14 protein-coding genes and 1 tRNA gene are annotated in these 18,618 nt (G+C 61.8%); 5 read left to right on the top strand and 10 right to left on the bottom strand.

Features of this window, described 5'->3' with window-relative positions; genetic code table 11:
- Positions 1-27: 27 nt before the first annotated feature.
- The gene (rpmH, locus tag QY049_RS28975) at positions 28-162 is read right to left on the bottom strand and encodes a 50S ribosomal protein L34 (RefSeq protein ID WP_008542748.1); all 135 of its coding nucleotides are present in this window, start codon (positions 160-162) and stop codon (positions 28-30) included.
- Positions 163-522: 360 nt separating this feature from the next.
- Between rpmH and QY049_RS28970 the strand changes: the two genes are divergently transcribed.
- Both QY049_RS28970 and QY049_RS28965 read left to right on the top strand, forming a co-directional pair.
- Positions 523-2,052, top strand: coding sequence for a sensor histidine kinase (locus tag QY049_RS28970; RefSeq protein WP_258764864.1), 1,530 nt, complete (start codon positions 523-525; stop codon positions 2,050-2,052).
- A gap of 230 nt (positions 2,053-2,282) precedes the next feature.
- Positions 2,283-2,359: transfer RNA gene (locus tag QY049_RS28965), tRNA-Arg, on the top strand.
- A gap of 354 nt (positions 2,360-2,713) precedes the next feature.
- Here the strand turns inward: QY049_RS28965 and QY049_RS28960 are convergent.
- The 5 genes from QY049_RS28960 to QY049_RS28940 are packed head-to-tail and all read right to left on the bottom strand — an operon-like array spanning position 2,714 to position 6,026.
- Positions 2,714-2,869 (bottom strand): hypothetical protein, encoded by a 156-nt coding sequence (locus tag QY049_RS28960; RefSeq protein ID WP_301270355.1) that lies wholly within the window; start codon positions 2,867-2,869, stop codon positions 2,714-2,716.
- Positions 2,870-2,904: 35 nt separating this feature from the next.
- Complete coding sequence (locus tag QY049_RS28955; protein WP_301270354.1) at positions 2,905-4,467, bottom strand: E2 ligase fold family C protein; 1,563 nt, start codon at positions 4,465-4,467, stop codon at positions 2,905-2,907.
- Positions 4,468-4,469: 2 nt separating this feature from the next.
- Positions 4,470-4,958 (bottom strand): Mov34/MPN/PAD-1 family protein, encoded by a 489-nt coding sequence (locus tag QY049_RS28950; RefSeq protein WP_301270353.1) that lies wholly within the window; start codon positions 4,956-4,958, stop codon positions 4,470-4,472.
- Positions 4,955-5,563 carry a putative metal-binding protein gene (locus tag QY049_RS28945; RefSeq protein WP_301270352.1) on the bottom strand — a complete coding sequence of 203 codons (609 nt, stop codon included), beginning with the start codon at positions 5,561-5,563 and terminating at the stop codon, positions 4,955-4,957. Before QY049_RS28945 ends, QY049_RS28950 begins: the two co-directional genes overlap by 4 nt.
- Complete coding sequence (locus QY049_RS28940; RefSeq protein WP_301270351.1) at positions 5,541-6,026, bottom strand: DUF2604 domain-containing protein; 486 nt, start codon at positions 6,024-6,026, stop codon at positions 5,541-5,543. The genes QY049_RS28945 and QY049_RS28940 overlap by 23 nt, the downstream gene beginning before the upstream one ends.
- A gap of 170 nt (positions 6,027-6,196) precedes the next feature.
- Here QY049_RS28940 and QY049_RS28935 point away from each other — a divergent pair, with 170 nt between their 5' ends.
- Genes QY049_RS28935 through QY049_RS28925 form a run of 3 tightly spaced genes read left to right on the top strand, consistent with a single transcriptional unit; the run spans position 6,197 to position 8,421 of the window.
- Complete coding sequence (locus tag QY049_RS28935) at positions 6,197-6,529, top strand: helix-turn-helix domain-containing protein (protein ID WP_301270350.1); 333 nt, start codon at positions 6,197-6,199, stop codon at positions 6,527-6,529.
- Positions 6,526-7,041, top strand: a complete 516-nt coding sequence (locus QY049_RS28930) for an ImmA/IrrE family metallo-endopeptidase (protein WP_301270349.1) — start codon at positions 6,526-6,528, stop codon at positions 7,039-7,041. Before QY049_RS28935 ends, QY049_RS28930 begins: the two co-directional genes overlap by 4 nt.
- A gap of 12 nt (positions 7,042-7,053) precedes the next feature.
- The gene (locus tag QY049_RS28925; RefSeq protein WP_301270348.1) at positions 7,054-8,421 is read left to right on the top strand and encodes an exonuclease domain-containing protein; all 1,368 of its coding nucleotides are present in this window, start codon (positions 7,054-7,056) and stop codon (positions 8,419-8,421) included.
- Between the two features lie 57 nt (positions 8,422-8,478).
- Here QY049_RS28925 and QY049_RS28920 read toward each other — a convergent pair whose 3' ends face one another.
- The 4 genes from QY049_RS28920 to QY049_RS28905 are packed head-to-tail and all read right to left on the bottom strand — an operon-like array spanning position 8,479 to position 18,579.
- Positions 8,479-9,828, bottom strand: coding sequence for a hypothetical protein (locus tag QY049_RS28920; RefSeq protein WP_301270347.1), 1,350 nt, complete (start codon positions 9,826-9,828; stop codon positions 8,479-8,481).
- Positions 9,825-16,088: an AAA domain-containing protein gene (locus QY049_RS28915; protein ID WP_301270346.1), complete on the bottom strand. Its 6,264-nt coding sequence runs from the start codon at positions 16,086-16,088 to the stop codon at positions 9,825-9,827. The genes QY049_RS28920 and QY049_RS28915 overlap by 4 nt, the downstream gene beginning before the upstream one ends.
- Entirely contained in the window at positions 16,085-16,753 is a 669-nt protein-coding gene (locus QY049_RS28910; RefSeq protein ID WP_301270345.1) for a 4Fe-4S single cluster domain-containing protein, read from the bottom strand. Before QY049_RS28910 ends, QY049_RS28915 begins: the two co-directional genes overlap by 4 nt.
- Positions 16,754-16,755: 2 nt before the next feature.
- Positions 16,756-18,579: an AAA family ATPase gene (locus QY049_RS28905; protein WP_301270344.1), complete on the bottom strand. Its 1,824-nt coding sequence runs from the start codon at positions 18,577-18,579 to the stop codon at positions 16,756-16,758.
- Positions 18,580-18,618: the final 39 nt, after the last annotated feature.

The raw sequence follows: 18,618 nt of genomic DNA, 5'->3' as shown, positions 1-18,618 counted from the left end.
ATGAAATCCCGGGAAAGGGGGTCCGGCTCAGGCGCTCAGACGCTTGCGGCCGCGGGCGCGGCGGGCGGCGAGGACCTTGCGGCCGCCGGCAGTGGCGAGACGAGCACGGAAACCGTGACGGCGCTTGCGCACCAGTTTGCTGGGTTGATAAGTCCGCTTCACGGGTTTTTCTCCGCTGACCGGGCAATTTGCCTGTAGAATTGATGGTAAAGTCCGGAAGATGCGGCCCAAACGAGCCGTTTCCGGCCCCAGAAGAGCCGCTCCCGGTATCGCACCGGGTCATCGCGGACAATTTGCGCGGCTTATAAGCGAGCGTCTTGTTTTCGTCAACGGCGCAGGACCGCACAGTTTCGGTGAATATCGCTGTTTCTTTGGGGTTTTTAACCCTTGAGGTGGCGGATGGCGATATCAGCGCCTACATCCCACCTCGGCAGATTAGCGATCCGTAATTTGACCACCCCCGGGCCGGGTCGCATCCTCCATCCGTCGAGCTCCATCAGAAGGCCAGCAGGGGCGAATTTCGTGGCAGCGACAGACCTCCAGCAGCCGACCCAGGATCCGGATCGAGATCTGGATCAGGATCCTGATCGGCCAGCGGACCAGCCGGCGACGCGATCCCGCGGGCCGGGTGGGCTCGGCCTGTCCGGCAAGCTGTTGCTGCTGACCCTCCCCCTGGTGATGATCGCGGCCGTCCTGCTCTACGTGCCCGCGATCGCCAACTTCTGGGTCAACCGGCTCAACGACCGCGTCGCCGCAGCCAATACGGCGGCGCTGGTGCTCGATGCGGCGCCGCTCGGCATGGTGCCGGATTCGCTGTCGCGCCAGATCCTGAAAAGCATCAATGCGCGCGCGGTCGCGATCAAGATGGGCCAGCAGCGCCGGCTGCTTGCCAGCGACAATCTGCCCTCCGCGATCGAGCACGACGTCGACCTGCGCGACATGACCGTGTGGGAGGCGATCACCGGCTCGTTCCAGATGATGCTGGAGACCGGCAACCAGCCGATCCGTATCGTCGGTCCCGGCGTCGGCAACGCCCAGTTCGTCGAGATCGTCACCGACGAATTGCCGCTGCGGCAGGCGATGTACCGCTTTTCCCGCAACGTCGTGGTGGTGGCGCTGATCATCGGCATTTTGACCGCCGGCCTCGTCTACCTCGCGCTTCATTATCTGTTCGTGCGGCCGATGCGGCGGCTGACCGCGAGCCTCGTCGGCTTCCACGAGAACCCCGAAAGCTCGGCGCGGATCATCGTGCCGAGCCAGCGCAGCGACGAAATCGGCGTTGCCGAGCGCGAATTGTCGGACATGCAGCGCGACCTGATGTCGATGCTGAATCAGAAGAGCCGGCTCGCGGCGCTCGGTCTTGCCGTTTCCAAGATCAACCACGATTTGCGCAATCTGCTGGCCTCGGCGCAGTTGCTGTCGGACCAGCTTGCCAGCGTGCCCGATCCGCGGGTGCAGCGCTTTGCGCCGAAGCTCGTGCGCTCGCTCGAGCGCGCCATCGCCTTCTGCCAGTCGACGCTGTCCTACGGCCGCGCCCAGGAGGCCGCGCCCGACCGTCGCATGATGCTGATCGAGCCTGTCGTGCTCGAGGTGCGCGAGACGGCGGGTCTTGCCAATGATGCGACGATTGCCTGGGTCGCCGCGATCGAGCGCGGGCTCGCGGTCGATGCCGATCCCGACCAGCTGTTCCGCGTGCTGCTCAACCTCGTGCGCAATGCCGCCCAGGCGCTGGAGAGCCATGCCTCCGGCGACGGCGGCCCGCAGCAGATCCGGATCACGGGAAAGCGCGAGGGCGCGGTCGCCATCCTGGAGGTCTCCGACACCGGCCCCGGCGTACCCCAGAAGACCCGGGAGCACCTGTTCGAGGCGTTCCAGACCTCCGGCCGCCCCGGCGGCAGCGGGCTGGGCCTTGCCATCGCCGCCGAGCTGATCCGCGCCCATGGCGGCGACATCCATCTGGTCGAAGGCACCATCGGCGCCACCTTCCGGATCGTCATCCCCGACCGCCCCGTGGAACTCCTCTCCATCCGCAACGAACGGCAGCGGGCGTAAGTCGGCCGGCGGCCGACGTCTGGCGGCCGTGCCTACCTGCTATCCGTCATTCCGGGCCTGGCCCCGCGGGCCATCCCGGAAGGACGACAGCGTGTGAAAATACGCGAAAATCTCCCCATTCCGGACCTTGCCAACCGGGGCAAGAGCGGTTAGTCAAAGCGCTCTTTCGCACCCCTCCGGCGCTGCCCGGAGGCTGCGTGTGGGCCTCGCCCGCACCATCAGCGAAAAACGCGCCCGTAGCTCAGCTGGATAGAGCATCAGACTACGAATCTGAGGGTCGGACGTTCGAATCGTTCCGGGCGCGCCATTTATCTTGCTGAAACAGCTTGAGATTTTGCGCCGCAAGGCAGCTGGTCAATTTTCTAGTTTGCAGGCAGTTTGCAGAAGTAACGCTTCTGCGGTCGGCAGGCCGCTGTGAACTGGCGGTTCTCTTTCGCGCATGAGAATGGTTGAGAGTCCCACTCTCTCCGCCACCGTCAACCGGCGTCGGAAAAGCCCTTCAAATTCAAGCGGTTCGAGAACGGCCGCTTTTCGATAGGGTAGCACCTCGGTGTAGCACCCGCCACTGGTTAAGAAGTGGTTAATGCTGATTACGCGCGGTCACTACCGAAGCCACGTTACAGGAGCTTTGACGGTGCCGTCAAAGCGAAGGCATGACATCTCACGTGGTGCGGATGTCGAGCTTCTCGCCGTCGATGACACGACGGTAAATCTCGGCGTTTGCTGCCGCTTCCTTCGCGAAGCGTCGCGTCGGCAGGGAGCAGGCCGGGAGGGCGGGATCGTTCCCCGATTGCGCGTTGAAAGGGATTTCCCGCAACTCGATCTGGTGGAAGCCCAGAAGCAGGGGTTCGATCAGCTTTCCAACGTCGACTCGTCCGATGCGGGCGGTGGATTCCGCGTCCCGTACTTTCGCCGATAGGAATCGAGAAAATCCCGATCGCAACAGATGCAGCGACCGCTCGAATCCTTCGCCCGCGGATCGCCCAAGACCGGCGCGAGGGGACGCAGCAGATTAATCCGCGTCGTCGTGGTGGACGCGGCCGGCATGCCAGCCGCGTGCTTCACGAGATCGGCCGCGAGCATGATCCCGGCGAGCGCCGACTGAAAGGCCATGGGCACGACGGCCGTGCCTGCGTTGGTGCCGCCGGTCAGGCCGACCATCAGGCCACCGCAGATGGCGTTCCGATAGAACGTCCGCACCGGCTGACCGACGAATTTCTCCAAGGCCTCGAACGGGACGTCGAAGGCGGCGGCGACGCGCCGGACGAACGGCTCGGACACCGGTTGATGCGTCTGCAGCAGCACCCGGATTTCCTGGCGCGCGTTGGGGATCCTCAATTCTTCCGCCACCCGTTCGTCTTCGTTCTTGACCGCGCCGGTCGGCAGGTACAGGCAAGCGAGGCATGCTCCGGCGGCCGCGAAGTCGTGCCGGGAGACGCCGAGGTCGACGTCCTGGGTCCAGGCGTTCACGATCCATTTGGGCAGCGACGCCTGCAGCGCGATGCGATCCTCGGCGGTGTCCAGCGCCACCGCGACCCGTTCGAAGGCGCGCTTGCGACGACCGTCGACGTAGTCGCTCCATCGTCGGGGATGCGTTCTGACCTTCAGCGTGTCCTGGGTGAAGAACGCGCGGGCCAGCCGGACCTTCCGGCGACCGACGTCGTCCTGCGTGGCCATGACGTAGCGCTGCAGGTTCGAAAGGTCGGCGTTCTCGTGATCGACCAGGTTGAGAACGCCGGCGAGGCTTGGAACGCGTGACAATGCCCAGACGGCGCCGTTGCCGATCGCGCCGAGTCCCACGAGATAGGCGTCTCCCAGGTCGCAGCGCTCCGGCAGCGGCGATCCGGCCGCCGGACCCCGAAGATAGGTTGACAGCGACAGGTCGATCCGGTCGTCGAGATCGCCACGGGGGAGCTGATCGGCGAAGATCCTTCTGAAGACGTTGGCGGCTCCGAAGCATGCGGCAGCACCGGCGCCGAAAGGATTCGTGGTCGGGCCGAATCCCACGGGCCCATCCCGCGACAGCAGCGCGCGCCACCCGTTCGAGCCGATGTTGATGACGTCGAGCCCGGCCGCCGCCGTCTTGCCGACGTTGACGACGGTGCAGGCGCCAGCGACCTCGTCCGGCAGTTCGATCTGGTCGTTGATGCTGCGCGCGAGCTGTCGCAGACCGGCTGCGTATTCGCCGGCCGCGGACCCGACCGGATGGATGGCCAGCATCGGATAGAGTCGGGCGAGGAGGCGCACCGACAGGTCGAGAGTGGCGCGACCTTCCGGCGAGTTGACGGCGGCATCGTCGAAGGACAATGCGACGGCGTGCGCCGACAGGCGATCCTTGAAATCCTCTAGTCGGAAGTTCGCTAGAACCTGCGAGGCGGCTGTGGCGCTTCTGTCAAAGAAATTGGCGAAGGCCATCGCTACTCCACGATCGTGATTATGCGGGCGGCCTGCGACGCGGGGATACCGCGCCACGCGCCGGAAGCATCCAGCCGGTACGAGGCGAGCCGGTCGATCGCGAAAGGGCCGGTCGCGAAGTCGGGCATCACCAGCGAGAAGCAGCCTACCGTGGTCGCGACGGCGTATCGGTCGTCGGTGCCGGAATGGTAAGCCCGGCCCGGATGACTGTGGATCTGGGCGATCAGCGAGAGCTTCTTGCGGTAGAGCCAGACGTTCAACCGATGCAGTTCCTCGGGCCCGGTGATTACGCAGACGCCGTCCTCGGTGCGCATGTGTTTCTGGGCGGGAATGACCGCTTCCTCGACCGTGAACGTGTCGCCGGTCTGCCGGCCGGCCCATAGACCGAGACCTTCAAAGCCGTCGCGTCCGACTTTACGCATGTGGGCGTGGACCGCGTCGGCGCAGCTCCGCGGCACCCGGACCGAGCGGACGTCGGCGAGCCGCATCATTCCCGAAACGCCTCCGGATTGGCTCCCAGCGCGAGCGTGGTGGCCTGTACCTGGATCTGGAACGTCGACAGCGGCTCGACGCCGTAGGTCCAGATCTTGTCCAGGATGAAGGCCAAGGAGCCTTCGCCAGAAGCGCGATGCAGAAGCCATGAATCACCGGTATGGGCGGGGTTCTCGTGATATTCGCGGATCCCAGGCAGGCAGATGAAGGGATGGTCGTCGGGGCCGTTGAACTGCACGATGTTGGTGACGGGGACGGTGCCTTGCTGGAGCATCGCCGCGAACATTTCGGGCGGCATGCTCTGACGCCGCAGCATGGAGAAGTTGAGGTTGCGCGCGACCAACGGCTCGCGCGTGAACGGGTCCACGAAGCGGACCGACGGCGGCCGCAAGTCGTAGTCGGTGAAGTCGATCACGACCGCCGCGACGATGGGGAAGGGGCGCAGCTTCGGCACCGCGAAGGCGATACAGACCTCGGGGAACTCGGCGTCGAGAAGCAGCCACCCCCGCTTGCGGTAGGCGGCCTCCATCTTCCGGTACGCTGCGATCTCGCGGTCGAACTTGGCTCGCGAGACCGCGGGATCAACGACCTGCGGCGTCCGCACCTGCAACTCCCGCCTTAAGGCTGAGGAAGAGCGTGACCTCCTTGCCGAAGTGATACTCGCCGACGCGCTTGTCGGGATCGAGCACCGCACCGGCCTCGTCCTTGATCTCCCAGTTCTCCGGCGGCTGAGCCAGGTTCTGGGTTTCGGTCAAGGCACGCTGGCGGACCTCGGAGAGCTTCTCTTGCTGGGTTGCCTCGATCGTGACGGGCTGGCCGTTGACCACCATGGTGATCTTGACGACGTCGCCGTGGTGATGACCGTGATCGTCGCCACCATGGTCATGGCCGCCGTCGTGGTCGCGCTCGCGGCGGGCTTCTTCCTCGAGCTCGTGCGCCCGGCGCTCGAGGTCATGGGCGCGCTCCTCGGTCGAGTGGGCGGTCTCTTCCAGTCGCTCGGCCTCCTGTTCGAGTTCTTTCGCCTCGAGGTCCAGCCGGTCGGCATCCTTCTTTTCGTGATCGTGCATGATCGATTCCTCGTTCGGGCACCGGAATCGGCCACCCACTAGGCCATTAGCCTAGCTGGATTTTCGTGAGAGAGTCGTTACATGGAACATTAATTTTTAGTAATGTTTCTATTAAGCACAAATATGTTTGTGTGATTGACGCGCGAATCAAAAAGCGATTCTCTCCTACAATGACTGATTTGGAGATCTACAGAATTGTTGGTGCCGGACTTGCGGCGCGGAGGAAAAAGCTGCGCCTGAAGCAGTCAGAGGTCGCCGACCGGATCGGTCTCAAGAGGGCCTCGTTGGCGAACATCGAGCGGGGGCGCCAGAAGCTCATGCTCCATCAAATCTACAAACTAGCCGCGGCACTTGAGGTCGAGTCGATCACCGACCTCGTGCCGAGCAATTTCTCGTTTGAGCAGGCGAGCGGCCCGCTGATGATCGAGGGCAGCGACGTGAGCGAGGCACAGCGGGCGCAGATTGAGCAATACATTAGACGGACGGGCGGGAGCCGGACATGAACGAGCTGGAAGAGGCGAGAGCGAGTGCGCGCGCCCTAGTAAACAAACTCGGACTGAAGGCGCCTCCGGTCCCGGTGGAGAAGCTCGCGAAGGCGGTGGGAGCTCGTGTGGAGTACGCGCCTTTCGACGAAGAACTGTCGGGAATGGCGTTCGTCCGCGACGGCAAACCCGTCATAGGAGTCAATTCAAACCATCATCCGAATCGACAGCGCTTTACCATCGCGCACGAACTGGCCCACGTGGTGTTGCATCGATCAAAGTTGGACGCAACGGTGCTGATCGACAAGGGCCAGAATTTCCTCCCGCGCGACTCCGTCTCCGCCGAGGGTATCGATCCGTTCGAAAAGCAGGCCAACGCGTTCGCTTCCGAACTATTGATGCCGGAGCGGCTCGTACGACAAGTTCTGTCGGAGTCGTCTCGCGACATACAGGATGATGAGTACCTTATCAGCATTGCAAAGCGCTTCCGCGTCAGCCTTGCCGCGCTGCAGTTCAGGCTTGGAAGACTCTAAGGCGACATCGTCGTGGCCTTCATCCTATACGACCTCGAAACTTCGGGTCTTAACAAGCGATTCGACCAGATCCTCCAGTTCGCCGCTGTCAGGACCGACCCCGATCTCGTCGAGACCCACAGGTTCGAGACGAAGTCGCGCCTTATGCCGCACGTCGTCCCCTCGCCACAGGCCTTGCTCGTCACCGGTCATACCCTCGACGACGCGAACAGCCTTTCGAGGCAGTCGCACTATTCAATGGTGTGCGAGGTCGCGAATACCCTTGCTTCCTGGTGCACCGCGACGTTCCTCGGATACAACTCCATCCGCTTCGACGAGGAATTCCTGCGTCAAGCGTTCTATCAATGCCTGCACCCAATCTTCCTCACCAACACGAACGGGAATGCCCGCGCAGATGTCCTCAACCTAATGCGAGCCGCAACCACGCTGCACCCTTCTGTGGTGCGTGCCGGCCTTGAGCCGGATGGGCGTCCTACTCATCGTCTCGGTGCCATCGCTGCGGCGAACGGCATCTTGTCGTACAAGGTCCATGACGCTGCGGCCGACGTCGATACGACGCTCGGGCTGTGCAGGCTGGTGCGAGCCGGCGCGCCCGATCTATGGTCGACGTTCCTGCGCTTCTCGTCGAAAGCGGCAGTAGTAGATTTCGTCCGGGACGAGGACGCATTCGCTTATTTCGATTATTTCGGGCGCCCGCAGGTGATGCATTTCCTGACAAGGTTCGGCATCAGCCCCCGCGACGCCAATGCGCATTATTGCCTCGACCTGACAAGCGATATCGACGCTTTGCGCAAACTCGACGACGGCGAGCTCGCGGCCCGCATGACAGTGGAACCCCGTCCCATCCGGCGGCTGAAGGTTAATGCCTCGCCACTACTATACCCGTTGTGGGACATCGATGCTGAACGTTTTCACGATCTGACGGAAGACGAGTGTGCGCGGCGAGCATCTTCAGTTCGTAGCGACCCCGAATTCATGGCCGCGCTCACCCGTGCAGCCGCGACCCTCGATCTCGCTTATCCGCCTTCCGATCATGTCGAAGAGCAGATTTACGGCGGTACCTTCATTTCCGACGCGGATGCCGAGTTGTGCCGTCAATTTCATGGCGTTCCATGGGAGGCGAGGCCTGACATAGTCCATCGTTTCCAAGATGTGCGCCTGAAGCGACTGGGGCGCCGGCTTATCTATTTCGAGAGCCCGCATCTGCTCGACGAAGCGCAGCGACTCGTGATTGCGGACGATATCGCTGCAAGGCGGCGTGGAGACGGGAAGTATGCCTCCCCACCCTGGATGACCATTGCGGCCGCCCTGTCAGAGCTCGAGTCGATCCAAGGCGGGGTGACCGATGCTTTCAAGAGACCATTTTATTTGCTTCGATAGGCCGTCGCCGTGTGCCCTTCCCCGCCAAATAGTTGGTTGACCATAGGGCGCTCGAATCTATTGCCGGCTAAGGTGTCGTGTCCGAGCAAGGTCAGCATCCGCCGGATGGGCAAGGTCCGCAACCACCTTGATAGGATATTGCCCAACCGGACGGGCGCTTTCGATGGAAACGTTTCCTCCTGCTCGCGCGACTAGTGACTGCAAGCGTTCGAATTCGCCGCACCAGATCGTTTCCATGTCCTTATCTCTGCCGGCGTCACGCGGATCGGCAGGATTTCCAAGACCGACCGCTCTCACCTGCATAAGGTCAGTTTGCGATCCGCCTGATAGCTCAACCCCATATCCGGGATTAGCCGGCTTTCTGAGAACGACCCGACCGCCCGAGACCCAAGCTGTCATCATCCCCTCAGAGACCTCATAACCGAGGCTTGCGAGCCCCTCCAAGACGGCGCGTCGCCGCTCCTCCGCAGCCATGGAGCGGACTTCGGCCTCGATCAGGAAATCGGCGCGTTTGACCAGTTCCTCGTCATTGCTGCCAGCCTTCGCAATGGCCCGCTCGATCTCGACGCGCAGAGCGGCCGCTTCAGCCGATTTCATCTCCGACAGTTCGGCATGCCGCTCAGCAAGATCCCGTTCGAGGCGCGCGCTCGCGCGTCTGGTCTTGATCGCGGAGGTAAGATCGAGGAGCAGGCTGTCGGCAACAAGAGCCTGCCGGGCGCGCGGCTCGGCCTCGAGAGCCGCGATCCGAGCGGAAAAAGGACTGGGATCGATCCCAAGGCCAGCAAGTTCGCCGAGGAGCTTGTCCACCTTCAAAAGCGCTTGGTCGTCGCTTGCGCCGGTTTGCTGAGAAGTCCACTCGTCGAGCGTGATACGACGGTCGCCGGCACCGAGCCGGTCGGCGAGCGCCCGCTGACGCTCGGTGACGCCTCCGGAGCGGTCGGTTGGCTGAAGCAGCATCAGCCCCTTGCTTACAGCCTTGTTGAGCATCTCAACGGACGCCGCGGCGGTCGTAAGCTCTCGTCGAAGATCGATCGGGATCTCGATGTGGGAAGCTTCGAACTTCGCGAGCAGTGCCTGGGCGGCGGACTTGGCACGCCTCTGATCGCCCTTGCGCTTCGCCTCAGATTCTGCGGCCTTTTCCGCGCGTCGCTCGGCATCGGCGCTCAAATATGAGATTTCGGCTATGACGTGCTTTTGAAGGTCCGTGAACCTGTCCGCGTCGAGCATCCGGCGAATCTCGTCGCGTCGAGCGACAACCCGGTCGATATCAGACTGATCGACCGTCCCGTTGCGCTTACAGGTCGAAGTCCAAAATTCGACGGCAGCGTCCAGGCGCGCCAAGCTACGCCGGCAAATCGAGATGATTTCCGCGCGGGTGACTATCCGGAAGGCTTTCGGACCACTCATTGGTATCCTCCTCCGTTGTGTAGGGCGTTTTCGACGGCTTCCTTGAGGCGTTGACGCTCTTCATCCCCGGAATGGGTCCACGCGTAGGACGAGACCCGGTGAATGAACGGGACCGCTCCATTCAGAACTTTCGGTCGCCAGACCTCGCGTGCTCGGGCTCTTTTGAGCAATTGGTGCCGGGGAGCGTCGCACTCTATGCCTAGCGCATATAGACCCGTGTGAGGATCGGTGATCGCGAAATCAAGACTGAATGCGCCACCGTCGCGCGCCTTGGCCGGCTTCCATCCGCTGGTCTCCAGGAATTTCTCGACGGATTTCGTGAAGCCATCGTCTACGTGGCTTTCATATTCGTGATCCGCGCTCTTTTCCGTCACAAGGCGTTCGAGCAAGGTTCTGCCGGATTCCGCCGATCCATCCGAAACGGTACGGGCGTATTCGAGGTAACCCTGCAGATAGTCCCGCGGTACACGCGGTCCGCTGCGCCGGGTCAGGAGGTCGGAAATCTCCGATACTGGCATGGACGTGACGATGACGATCTTTTCCCTCGCCCTAGTCACGGCCACGTTCAAGCGCCGCTCGCCGCCGGCATGACCGAGTGCACCAAAACTCTTGCGGAAGACGCCATGCTCGTTACGTCCGAAAGTGGTCGAGAACACGATAATGTCGCGCTCGTCGCCCTGAACGTTTTCCACGTTCTTCACGAAGAAACCCATATCCTCGCCGCCTTCGACCCGCTCACGCTCCCGCATCAAGGCATCACGAAACGCTTCGTCGTTTTCGGCGCGGTCTTCCAGCGCGTCCTCGATTGCGTCCGCCTGTTTGCGATTGAACGTCACGACACCGACTGATGGCGGAGAAGCGTCTTCCCAGAGGCCGTTGAGATACTCCACTACATCGGAGGCTTCCTTGGAATTGGTCTGGCTCTTGTAGATGCCGTCGGAACGGAGAACCTCGATAGGCTTGATCCTCCGGATTGTTTCGTCGGGATGACGAACCGGCACGCTGAGACCGTTCGCGTAGAACGAAGCGTTCGAAAACGAGATGAGCTCGCGGTATTTCGAACGATAGTGGACCTGCAGGGTTCGGCATTGGAGAGCTGAGCGGGCAAGCTGGAGCAGGTCGGGACAATCCTTAATTTCCCGCCTATTCCACGTTTCCGCGAAGGCTTCACGCTCCTCTTCGGTCGCTTCCTCTTCTGGCTCCTCGCCATCGAAGATCGCCGCTTCGTCGTTCTCGACCTTGCTCGCGAAGAATGTCGTGGGCGGCATCTGCTTCTCGTCCCCGCTCACGATCACGATCTTGCTCCGGAATAGCGATGGCAATGCGTATTCCACCGGCATCTGGGAGGCTTCGTCGAAAATGACGGTATCGAACGTGCCCGGACGCGCCTGCAGCACCCGGCTCGCGATGTCGGGAGTCATCAGCCAAACCGGTCGTAGCGCGAAAAGGCCAAGCGGAGCGGCCTTCTCGATGAACTCTCGAAGCCGCAACGCCCTCGGTCCTCGAAGTCGAGTGATCGGTTCCCACTCTCGTGTCGGGTGGACGCGGCTGACATCGATGCCGTGGATCAGGAGCTCCCTGTTGCAATCCCTGATCTGCGCGTCGGCTTGGGCAAGCGACGTCACCTTTGCTTCGACCGATCCGCTATCCAGAAGTACCTCCGGATTGGCGGCTTCCATCGCGCTCTTCCAGGCCAGCCGCGCCTCCCGCCCTATGGTTGCCCGGATGCAAGAATCAAGATCGTCCGTACCGATCAGCGAGAGTTCGGCTTCCTTGGAGCGAAGAGTGCGGAAGATAGCGCGTTCCTTGTCGCCGAGACGAACTGAGCGGAGCCGAAATTCCTGGTATGGCGCAAGCGTGGGTAACGCTTGGAGTATTTCGGCTAGGGCGGCCTCGTTGGACCGGCCGCCGTCGATCGTCGCGCGTCGCGATTCGATCCAAGCCGCGTCAACATATCGGGCGAGATCATCCAGCGCCGCATGGCTTTGCTGCCGGACATCCTGCCTTCGGAGGGCGCGATCCGCTCGCCCGAAGAAACCGTCGATCTCTTCGACCTTGCCGGTCATGGCTGCCCGGTCGAGCTCAGCCAGGTTGGGGCAATCGTCGATGACGGTCACGAGGTTGTGGACGACCGCAAGTATCGAATGCAGGTTCCTGGAAAATTCGGCGAGTTTGCCCGGAGCAACGTCGTGATCGGGAGCCTTGCCGAAAAGTGCGGTCAGATATCCCGCCAACTGCATTCTCAGCGGCCTGAGCACCAACTCCAGTTCGGCCCCGCGATGGAAAGATGAGATGGCTCGGTCGTCGTTGGCAAAACTCATGGTCGTCAGCAGAGCGCGAAGACGACGTTTTCGAAGCCAACGCATGGGATTGATTGTTGCCAATCCCTTCGCCGGCTGGAGTACCGCTGCCGCCAACTCCGAAGCGGATCTCAGCTCGTCGTCGTGGACTCCCACCAGCTTCCGGACCTGATCTGGCTGGTGAGCCGATGGGTCCAGCGAAGCGAGGCGTTCCTCAAGCCAAACGAGGCCGGCGAGCATGTTCGTGCCCTTGGACCCGCTTCCCTCGGGACTTCTAAACATGGGAAGCCAGCGTCCGAGGTTTGCGCAAAGGCCCTCGCTGATCGAGCGAAGCTGCTCGGCCGTTCGAAGCCATTGTCGGAAGGAGTCGAAATCTGAAATCCTCAACGAGTCTGCGGTCTCCACTTCCGCCTTCCCGCGTCCTGCTTCCAAGTCCGAGAAGGCACGAAGGGATGTACCGAACTCCTCCGCCGCTCCGCGGTCCGGATTGAAGACCTTGAGAGAGGATAGGGGATTGCCCTCGAACTTGGCCGGAAGCCAATATCTCGCAAGCGGTCCACAATTCTCCTCGACCGTCGCGATGTCTGACGGATGCAAATCCGATAGTAGCGTGCGAAGCGAAGGCGCATCGATCGGCTTCGGCTCGTTTTCCTCGATGGCCAGGAGTTCGCCGAGCAATGACCGATAGGTCAATCCCGTCCGATTTTCGACTTCGTGCAAGGCGGCCTGTTGACGATCGAGTTCCGCTTCGAGCACGTCGATGCGAGCCGCCAATCGTTCGCGATCGCGTTTCCAGGCGGGCGAGCCGCCCACGGGACGACTATGCAGGGCTTCGACCTGGGAACGGATCGAGCCGACGATGGCCTCGCGGTCTCGCGTCGCATCCGTGATCATGACGAACCGGTCAGCAAGTCGCTCTCTTTCGAGGCGCTTCCTGACGACGTCAATTGCCGGTTGCTTCTGGCAAATCACAAGCAGCGATTTGCCTCTGCCGATCGCGTCCGCCACCATGTTGACGATGGTCTGGCTTTTGCCCGTCCCCGGTGGCCCCTCAATGACAAGGCCTGGTGCCTGTCGAGCTTCGATCACCGCCGCCTCCTGGGAGGGATCGCTGTCGGCCGTGAAGTAGCGATCGATCTCCCGCACCGGGGCCGGCGTCGGCGGCGCCGACCTCTGATCCGTGAGACGGAGTGCTGCCTCGAGCGCAGTCGCCGTGGGCGGCATTCCTCTCAAGAGCTGGAGATCCTTCATGACCGCCTGCCCCATAAAAGCGAGATGGAACAGCACGGCTGCCGGCACGATTTGTCGTTCGTGCGAGCCGACTTTCACGTCCTTACCGGGTAGCGGTGCCAACTCGCTTCCCGTAGGCGTGGCGAGCTGGCTGAACGCGTCCATCACATCCAGAGTCGTAAGACTGCCGCGGGTGAGCAGCTCGTCCGCCGCTTCTTGCCATCGTCTTGTTTCGGGAATTCCCACCATGCCTTCGAGGGCTGGGTTGACGACGACGGGTTCCGCTTCCGTCTCGGCGTTCTTTTCGCGCCCGTACCCGATCGTGACGTGACCGCGGTTTCCGACCTCGGGCGACACGCTGACCGGCCAGAGCAGGACGGGCGCGATCCTCGGCTTCGTGTTCGGCTTCCCGTCCCGCATGAGGAGGAACGGAAATCCCATATATAGACCGTCGATCCCGGTATCTCGCTTGTAGAGCAGTGCATGGGAATGGAGAGATCGCAGTCTGCGTTCCAGGCCTTCGTTCTCGGAAAACGCGGCAGGATCGATGTTCACTGCTCGGCCGGCCCTTGCCAAAAGAAGGCTGAGGATCTCCGATCCCGGCAGTCGCGCCGTATTCAACTCGGTCAGATCTATCCGCGCGGTCTTGCCAATGAGCATCCGCGTAAGCGGTCCGCGCAGTACGCCGCCTGATATTCTTTTCGCGAAGAAATCAAGAATGGTCGAAACGTAGCCTTGCTTGGGAAGCGGCTTCCACGTGTCCTTCGGAACCGAGAGAAGTGCGAGAGCCCGACCGATCGGCATGCGTCGGTCAAGACGAAATTCGTCGGCCCATTCATCGACCGTCGAAATCCCGCACCTGGCGAAATTCTGTATACGCTCGTCGACGACCTGGTAGATTTCACGACGACGGCGCGCGAGTCTCGCCGCAGCCTCCTCCTTCGAAAAGGCGCTCAAGCCTGCTGATGAAGCCTGCTTGGCCGCTTCCTCGATCACCTCCTCCACCGAGCGGAATTGGCTCGGCGATGCGCTGAGAAGAATTATCAGGTCCTCTTCGGCCGACTGTCGCCGCTCCACCAGCGAAAGGACGCCTGCATGGTCGGTGTCGGGAAGCAGCCTCCGCTTTTCCTCCCAAAGAGCCGACAAACGGGCCATCGACGTCGAGAGGAGGTGCACGCGAAGCAGGTCTTCGTCGACTTCGATATCGAGTTGTTCGAGGCGCTTTCGCACGGTCTCGGCGCGCAGTTTCAGCCGCCAAAGCATATCGTCCGCATCGACCTTTCGAAGAAGATCTGGAGCCGGGCCCGTGATAAGGCGGAAGCCGTCGTCGGGATGGTCGAGTAGCCAGCCGGGGGTAACGATGTTTCCCCGGACGATCAAAGGCATCGACGGGTTCAGCGTCTTCAACGAGATCGATAGCTTCAGATCTTCGTTCAGTTCCTCGACCCTTGCGAACTGTCGCAGCGCCGCGGGCACTTTGGCGTCGAAGCCCGCCTCCGTAGCCCAGGTCGCCACCGCTCCTCGCAGAAGAAGGCCTCTTGCCTCATCCCAGTTGGATGCTTCGGCAGCGGCAAGTGCGAACGAGCCGGCCGACCTGTACTGCTTGCCGCCGAGCGTGATGGACGCCCGCCCCTCTGCCTCGCCTGCCTTCTGGCCTGCAGGCGCCGACACTGCTTCGCCCGCCAACCAGGCCTGAACTTCCTTCCATTGCCACCGGTGACGGCGATCACTTGCGAGAAGCCCCCGAAGAAGCAGGTCCACGGAAGGATCCAGATTCTCAGGCAGCGGCACGCCGGTGGTCAGCACGTGGATCAGGAAGGCCTGCTCGTTGATGCCTTCGAAGCAGGCTCCTGCGGTGACCCGCTCGAGCAGGATCATTCCCAGGCTCCACCAGTCCGAAGCCGCCGCTACGCCGCCCGCAATCGCTTCAGGCGCCATGTAGCGGGTCGTTTCAAGCGGAGAGGCGATGTCGAGATCGAATTCCGAAAGACGTGCAGAGCCGAAGCTGCCGATAGCGAGGTCGAGCGGATCCCGGGAGCGGACGAAAATGGTGGAGGGACGGAGGTCCCTGTGGCGTAGGCCTGCCTCGGTCAACGAATGTACGGCTCGGGCAAGTTCGCTGATGAACCTCTCCAGCGCCGTCCGATGGCCGATGTCCAGGGATAGATCCGCGATGGTGCCGCCCGGGAATTCCTCTACGACCTCATAAGCGCGCTCGCACCATCGACCGGTCGCGATTATCTCGGCGACGTGATCGCGCGGAAGTTTTCGCAGCAGATCGTAGATCGCTCCGTCGGGTTCGGACGCGGTCGCATATAGCGTAAGTACACCGCGACGTCCGCTGGTATCCTGCAGGGCAGTGTAATGTTCGCGAACGGTACTCGACGACTTGATCCTGTCGAGAAGACGCCAGCCGTCGATGATAGTCTCGGCTGGCGATGGCTCGGGATCCCGTTGGGGTCCTGGTTCGGGCAGCGGTACGGGTGGCGCAGATTCGTCGAGAATTTCTCCACAGGTGCTGCAGATGAGGTCGCCCGGCGAGTTGGCGTGCCCGTTGCGGCAAGTCGGATTGGATGGCGTCGGTGCCGGAGGGACAGGTTGCGGCTGGCCAGGGGGCGTGGGATCGATCGATGACAGGTCCCATCCGCAATTGTGACCATCGACCGTGCCTTCGCAAAAAAACTCGGTGACGGGACGCTCAGTATCGCAATTCGGGCAAAATCTAATCATGCCGGGCGAGCCAGCTTGGAGGAAATTCGCTTGTCTTCGGAGGTGTCGAGTGTCGATCCATTGCTTTCGAGTAATTCCTGCAGTCTGCGAAAATCATTGCGCGCGGGTATACCGGCAAACCAGACGTTGCCGTTTTCATCGAACATGACATCGACGGACCGATCCCGCTCATCGGCCAGGCGCTCGAAGCTGGCGAATCGGGCGCGGCCTTTTTCCGTGATGAAGTGAAGTTCCTGATTGTCGCTTCCTCGCAGGGCAAGTGTCTGCTTTTCCTCGAAGTCGAAAGGCCCCGTAACGAGGGCATCGATCGTACCAGGGGACGTGCCAGCCATGTCGCGGATATGCGCCCACGGATATCCCGTGAAGACGAGTATGTCGGCCTCGGTCTTAGACCTAATTCGTGCCGCTAGTTCCAACAGAGCGTCGGGTTGGTCGAAAGGCTCGCCTCCTGAGATGGTGATGCCGTCGGCCTTAGATATCCACGGAATGATGGAATTGACGACTTCTTCGACCGTCGTGTTTCCCTGTCCTTCCACCCAGGTGTCCATGGAAATGCAGCCCGGACAACGGATGGAGCAACCCTGAAACCAAATGCCGAGCCTTCGTCCGGGTCCTAAAGTCGTCACCGGAAAATGGATACGCGATACGGAGATGCGAACCGTCATCTCTAGGGCTCGCTTTCGAGCCGAAGCGTCGACGATGCCCCGGTTTCAACTTCCAAGACCCGAAATCGGCTTCCTGCTGCTGCGCCACTATCGAACAGACCGCGCGAAAGCGGGTTGATGAGATGGGCTTCGACCTGATTGCGTATGCCGCGTCCGCCGTTCGAAAGATCCGCCAAGCATAGACCTCGCAGCGTCGCGCGGGCCTGCTGCGACAGTGTCACCTCGTAGCCTAGCGATTTGATGTCGTTCAGCAGGTTGTCCACCATCTGGTCGAAGATCTCGTTGGCGACATCGCCGCGAATGAAATCGAAGACGATCACGTTCTCGCCGATGCGATTCAGGATTTCCGGACGGTTGAGCACTTGCTTGAAGTGCTTTTCGATCTCGGCGCGCACCTTCCGCTTGACCGCATCGAACGTCTCCTCGGGCGTCACGTTCGCGATCCGCTCGCCCGCGGGGCCGGGGGTGTAGATACCGAGATTGGAGGTGAAGACGATGAAAGCTTCGGAGAAGTAGACGCGATCCCCTCGTCCTGAGGTGAGAACGCCGTCGTCCAGGATCTGAAGGAATTTATCGAGGATTCTCGGGTGTGCCTTCTCGATCTCGTCGAAAAGGACGACACTGAATGGCTTTTCCCGGATCGCGTTGGTGAGTTCGCCGCCGACGTCGTAGCCGACGTAGCCGGGTGGGGCACCGATCAAGCGCTGATCGGAATGCTCGGCGCTGAACTCGGACATGTCGAAGCGGATGTATGCGCTGTCGTCGCCGAAGAGCAGGCTAGTAATGGTCTTCGCGAGTTCCGTCTTCCCGACCCCGGTGGGGCCGGCGAGGAAAGCGACGCCCCTCGGTCGGCCTCCCCTCGGCGATTGCCCTATGCCGGTGACGGCGCGCTTCACGATGTCGAGCATGTGAGTGACGGCGTGCGCCTGCCCCTTCACGCGGCGCCTTACGAACTCGTCCGCCGAGCTGATCTTGTTGTGGCTTATTTTGCGCCACGGGTCTTCGGTGACGCCGACCTTGAACCGCCGAACCGCATCGGAAATGCGATCGAACGAGACGTTTTCGCTTCGGGAGAGCTGTGCGATCGCGCTGAGGTCGAGAAGCAGGAGTCCTTCGGTCTCGTCGACGAATCCATTGGTCGATTTCTCCAGGTCGGCCGGCTCGGCATTTTGAGCGCCAGGAAGTCCCCGCATCAACGAACTGATCATGGTCCGCCTAGCCAGGTGGTCGGGCCGACCGATCGGTATGTGCCGAATACGTGGATTGCCGATCAGGAACCAGTCGGGAAGGTCTCCCTCCTTGTCCACGATCCAGATCACCGTGTTGAAAAATGGCTGGCGACGATCGCCGGCCGGGCGCGCGCGCGCAGAGTGGGAAAGGATCAATGCGCGCGAAAATAGCTGATGTTCGGCGGGAGAGAGGGCCTCGCTGCGAGTGATTAAGCGCGACGCGTAGTCGATAATGAGGGCAGAGGGCGGGCCGTCGGATGGAATATGCCGTTCAAGGGTCGAGGCCAACAGATCGATACCGCCGGCAGCGGTTCCGTTAGCGGGCGACAGCCCAAGATGCGTCAGAAAGCTATCGTCGGACGGTTCGAGAGCTCTAAAGCCGTTCAAAAGATCGAAGCTCGCGATCCGGCCATAGCCGGTGTCCCTCAGTGCGTCCGGCAGCGCTCTGGTCAGGGATACAGATGTGATCTGGCCGGGCGCGGCCTCATGGATCTGGAGATCCTTGGTATTGCCCGACAGAACGAACTGGCTTCGCAAGGGCAGAAACCGGAGCAAATCGCGCAGCCATCTCGCCTTCTCGACCGTACCAGCCCCCACCAGCTCAACCCCCGTCCACACTCTTTGCGCGACTATAGT

The organism is Bradyrhizobium sp. WYCCWR 13022 (genome assembly GCF_030435535.1).
Lineage (GTDB): Bacteria > Pseudomonadota > Alphaproteobacteria > Rhizobiales > Xanthobacteraceae > Bradyrhizobium.
This window is presented reverse-complemented; position numbering and strand designations above follow the sequence as displayed.

What these genes read in the sequence shown, in the direction of transcription:
- QY049_RS28955 (WP_301270354.1), bottom strand. Translation starts at nt 4,467, where the DNA reads ATGGCCTTCGCCAATTTCTTTGACAGAAGCGCCACAGCCGCCTCGCAG.
- QY049_RS28950 (WP_301270353.1), bottom strand. Translation starts at nt 4,958, where the DNA reads ATGATGCGGCTCGCCGACGTCCGCTCGGTCCGGGTGCCGCGGAGCTGC.
- QY049_RS28940 (WP_301270351.1), bottom strand. Translation starts at nt 6,026, where the DNA reads ATGCACGATCACGAAAAGAAGGATGCCGACCGGCTGGACCTCGAGGCG.
- QY049_RS28935 (WP_301270350.1), top strand. Translation starts at nt 6,197, where the DNA reads ATGACTGATTTGGAGATCTACAGAATTGTTGGTGCCGGACTTGCGGCG.
- QY049_RS28930 (WP_301270349.1), top strand. Translation starts at nt 6,526, where the DNA reads ATGAACGAGCTGGAAGAGGCGAGAGCGAGTGCGCGCGCCCTAGTAAAC.
- QY049_RS28920 (WP_301270347.1), bottom strand. Translation starts at nt 9,828, where the DNA reads ATGAGTGGTCCGAAAGCCTTCCGGATAGTCACCCGCGCGGAAATCATC.
- QY049_RS28915 (WP_301270346.1), bottom strand. Translation starts at nt 16,088, where the DNA reads ATGATTAGATTTTGCCCGAATTGCGATACTGAGCGTCCCGTCACCGAG.
- QY049_RS28910 (WP_301270345.1), bottom strand. Translation starts at nt 16,753, where the DNA reads ATGACGGTTCGCATCTCCGTATCGCGTATCCATTTTCCGGTGACGACT.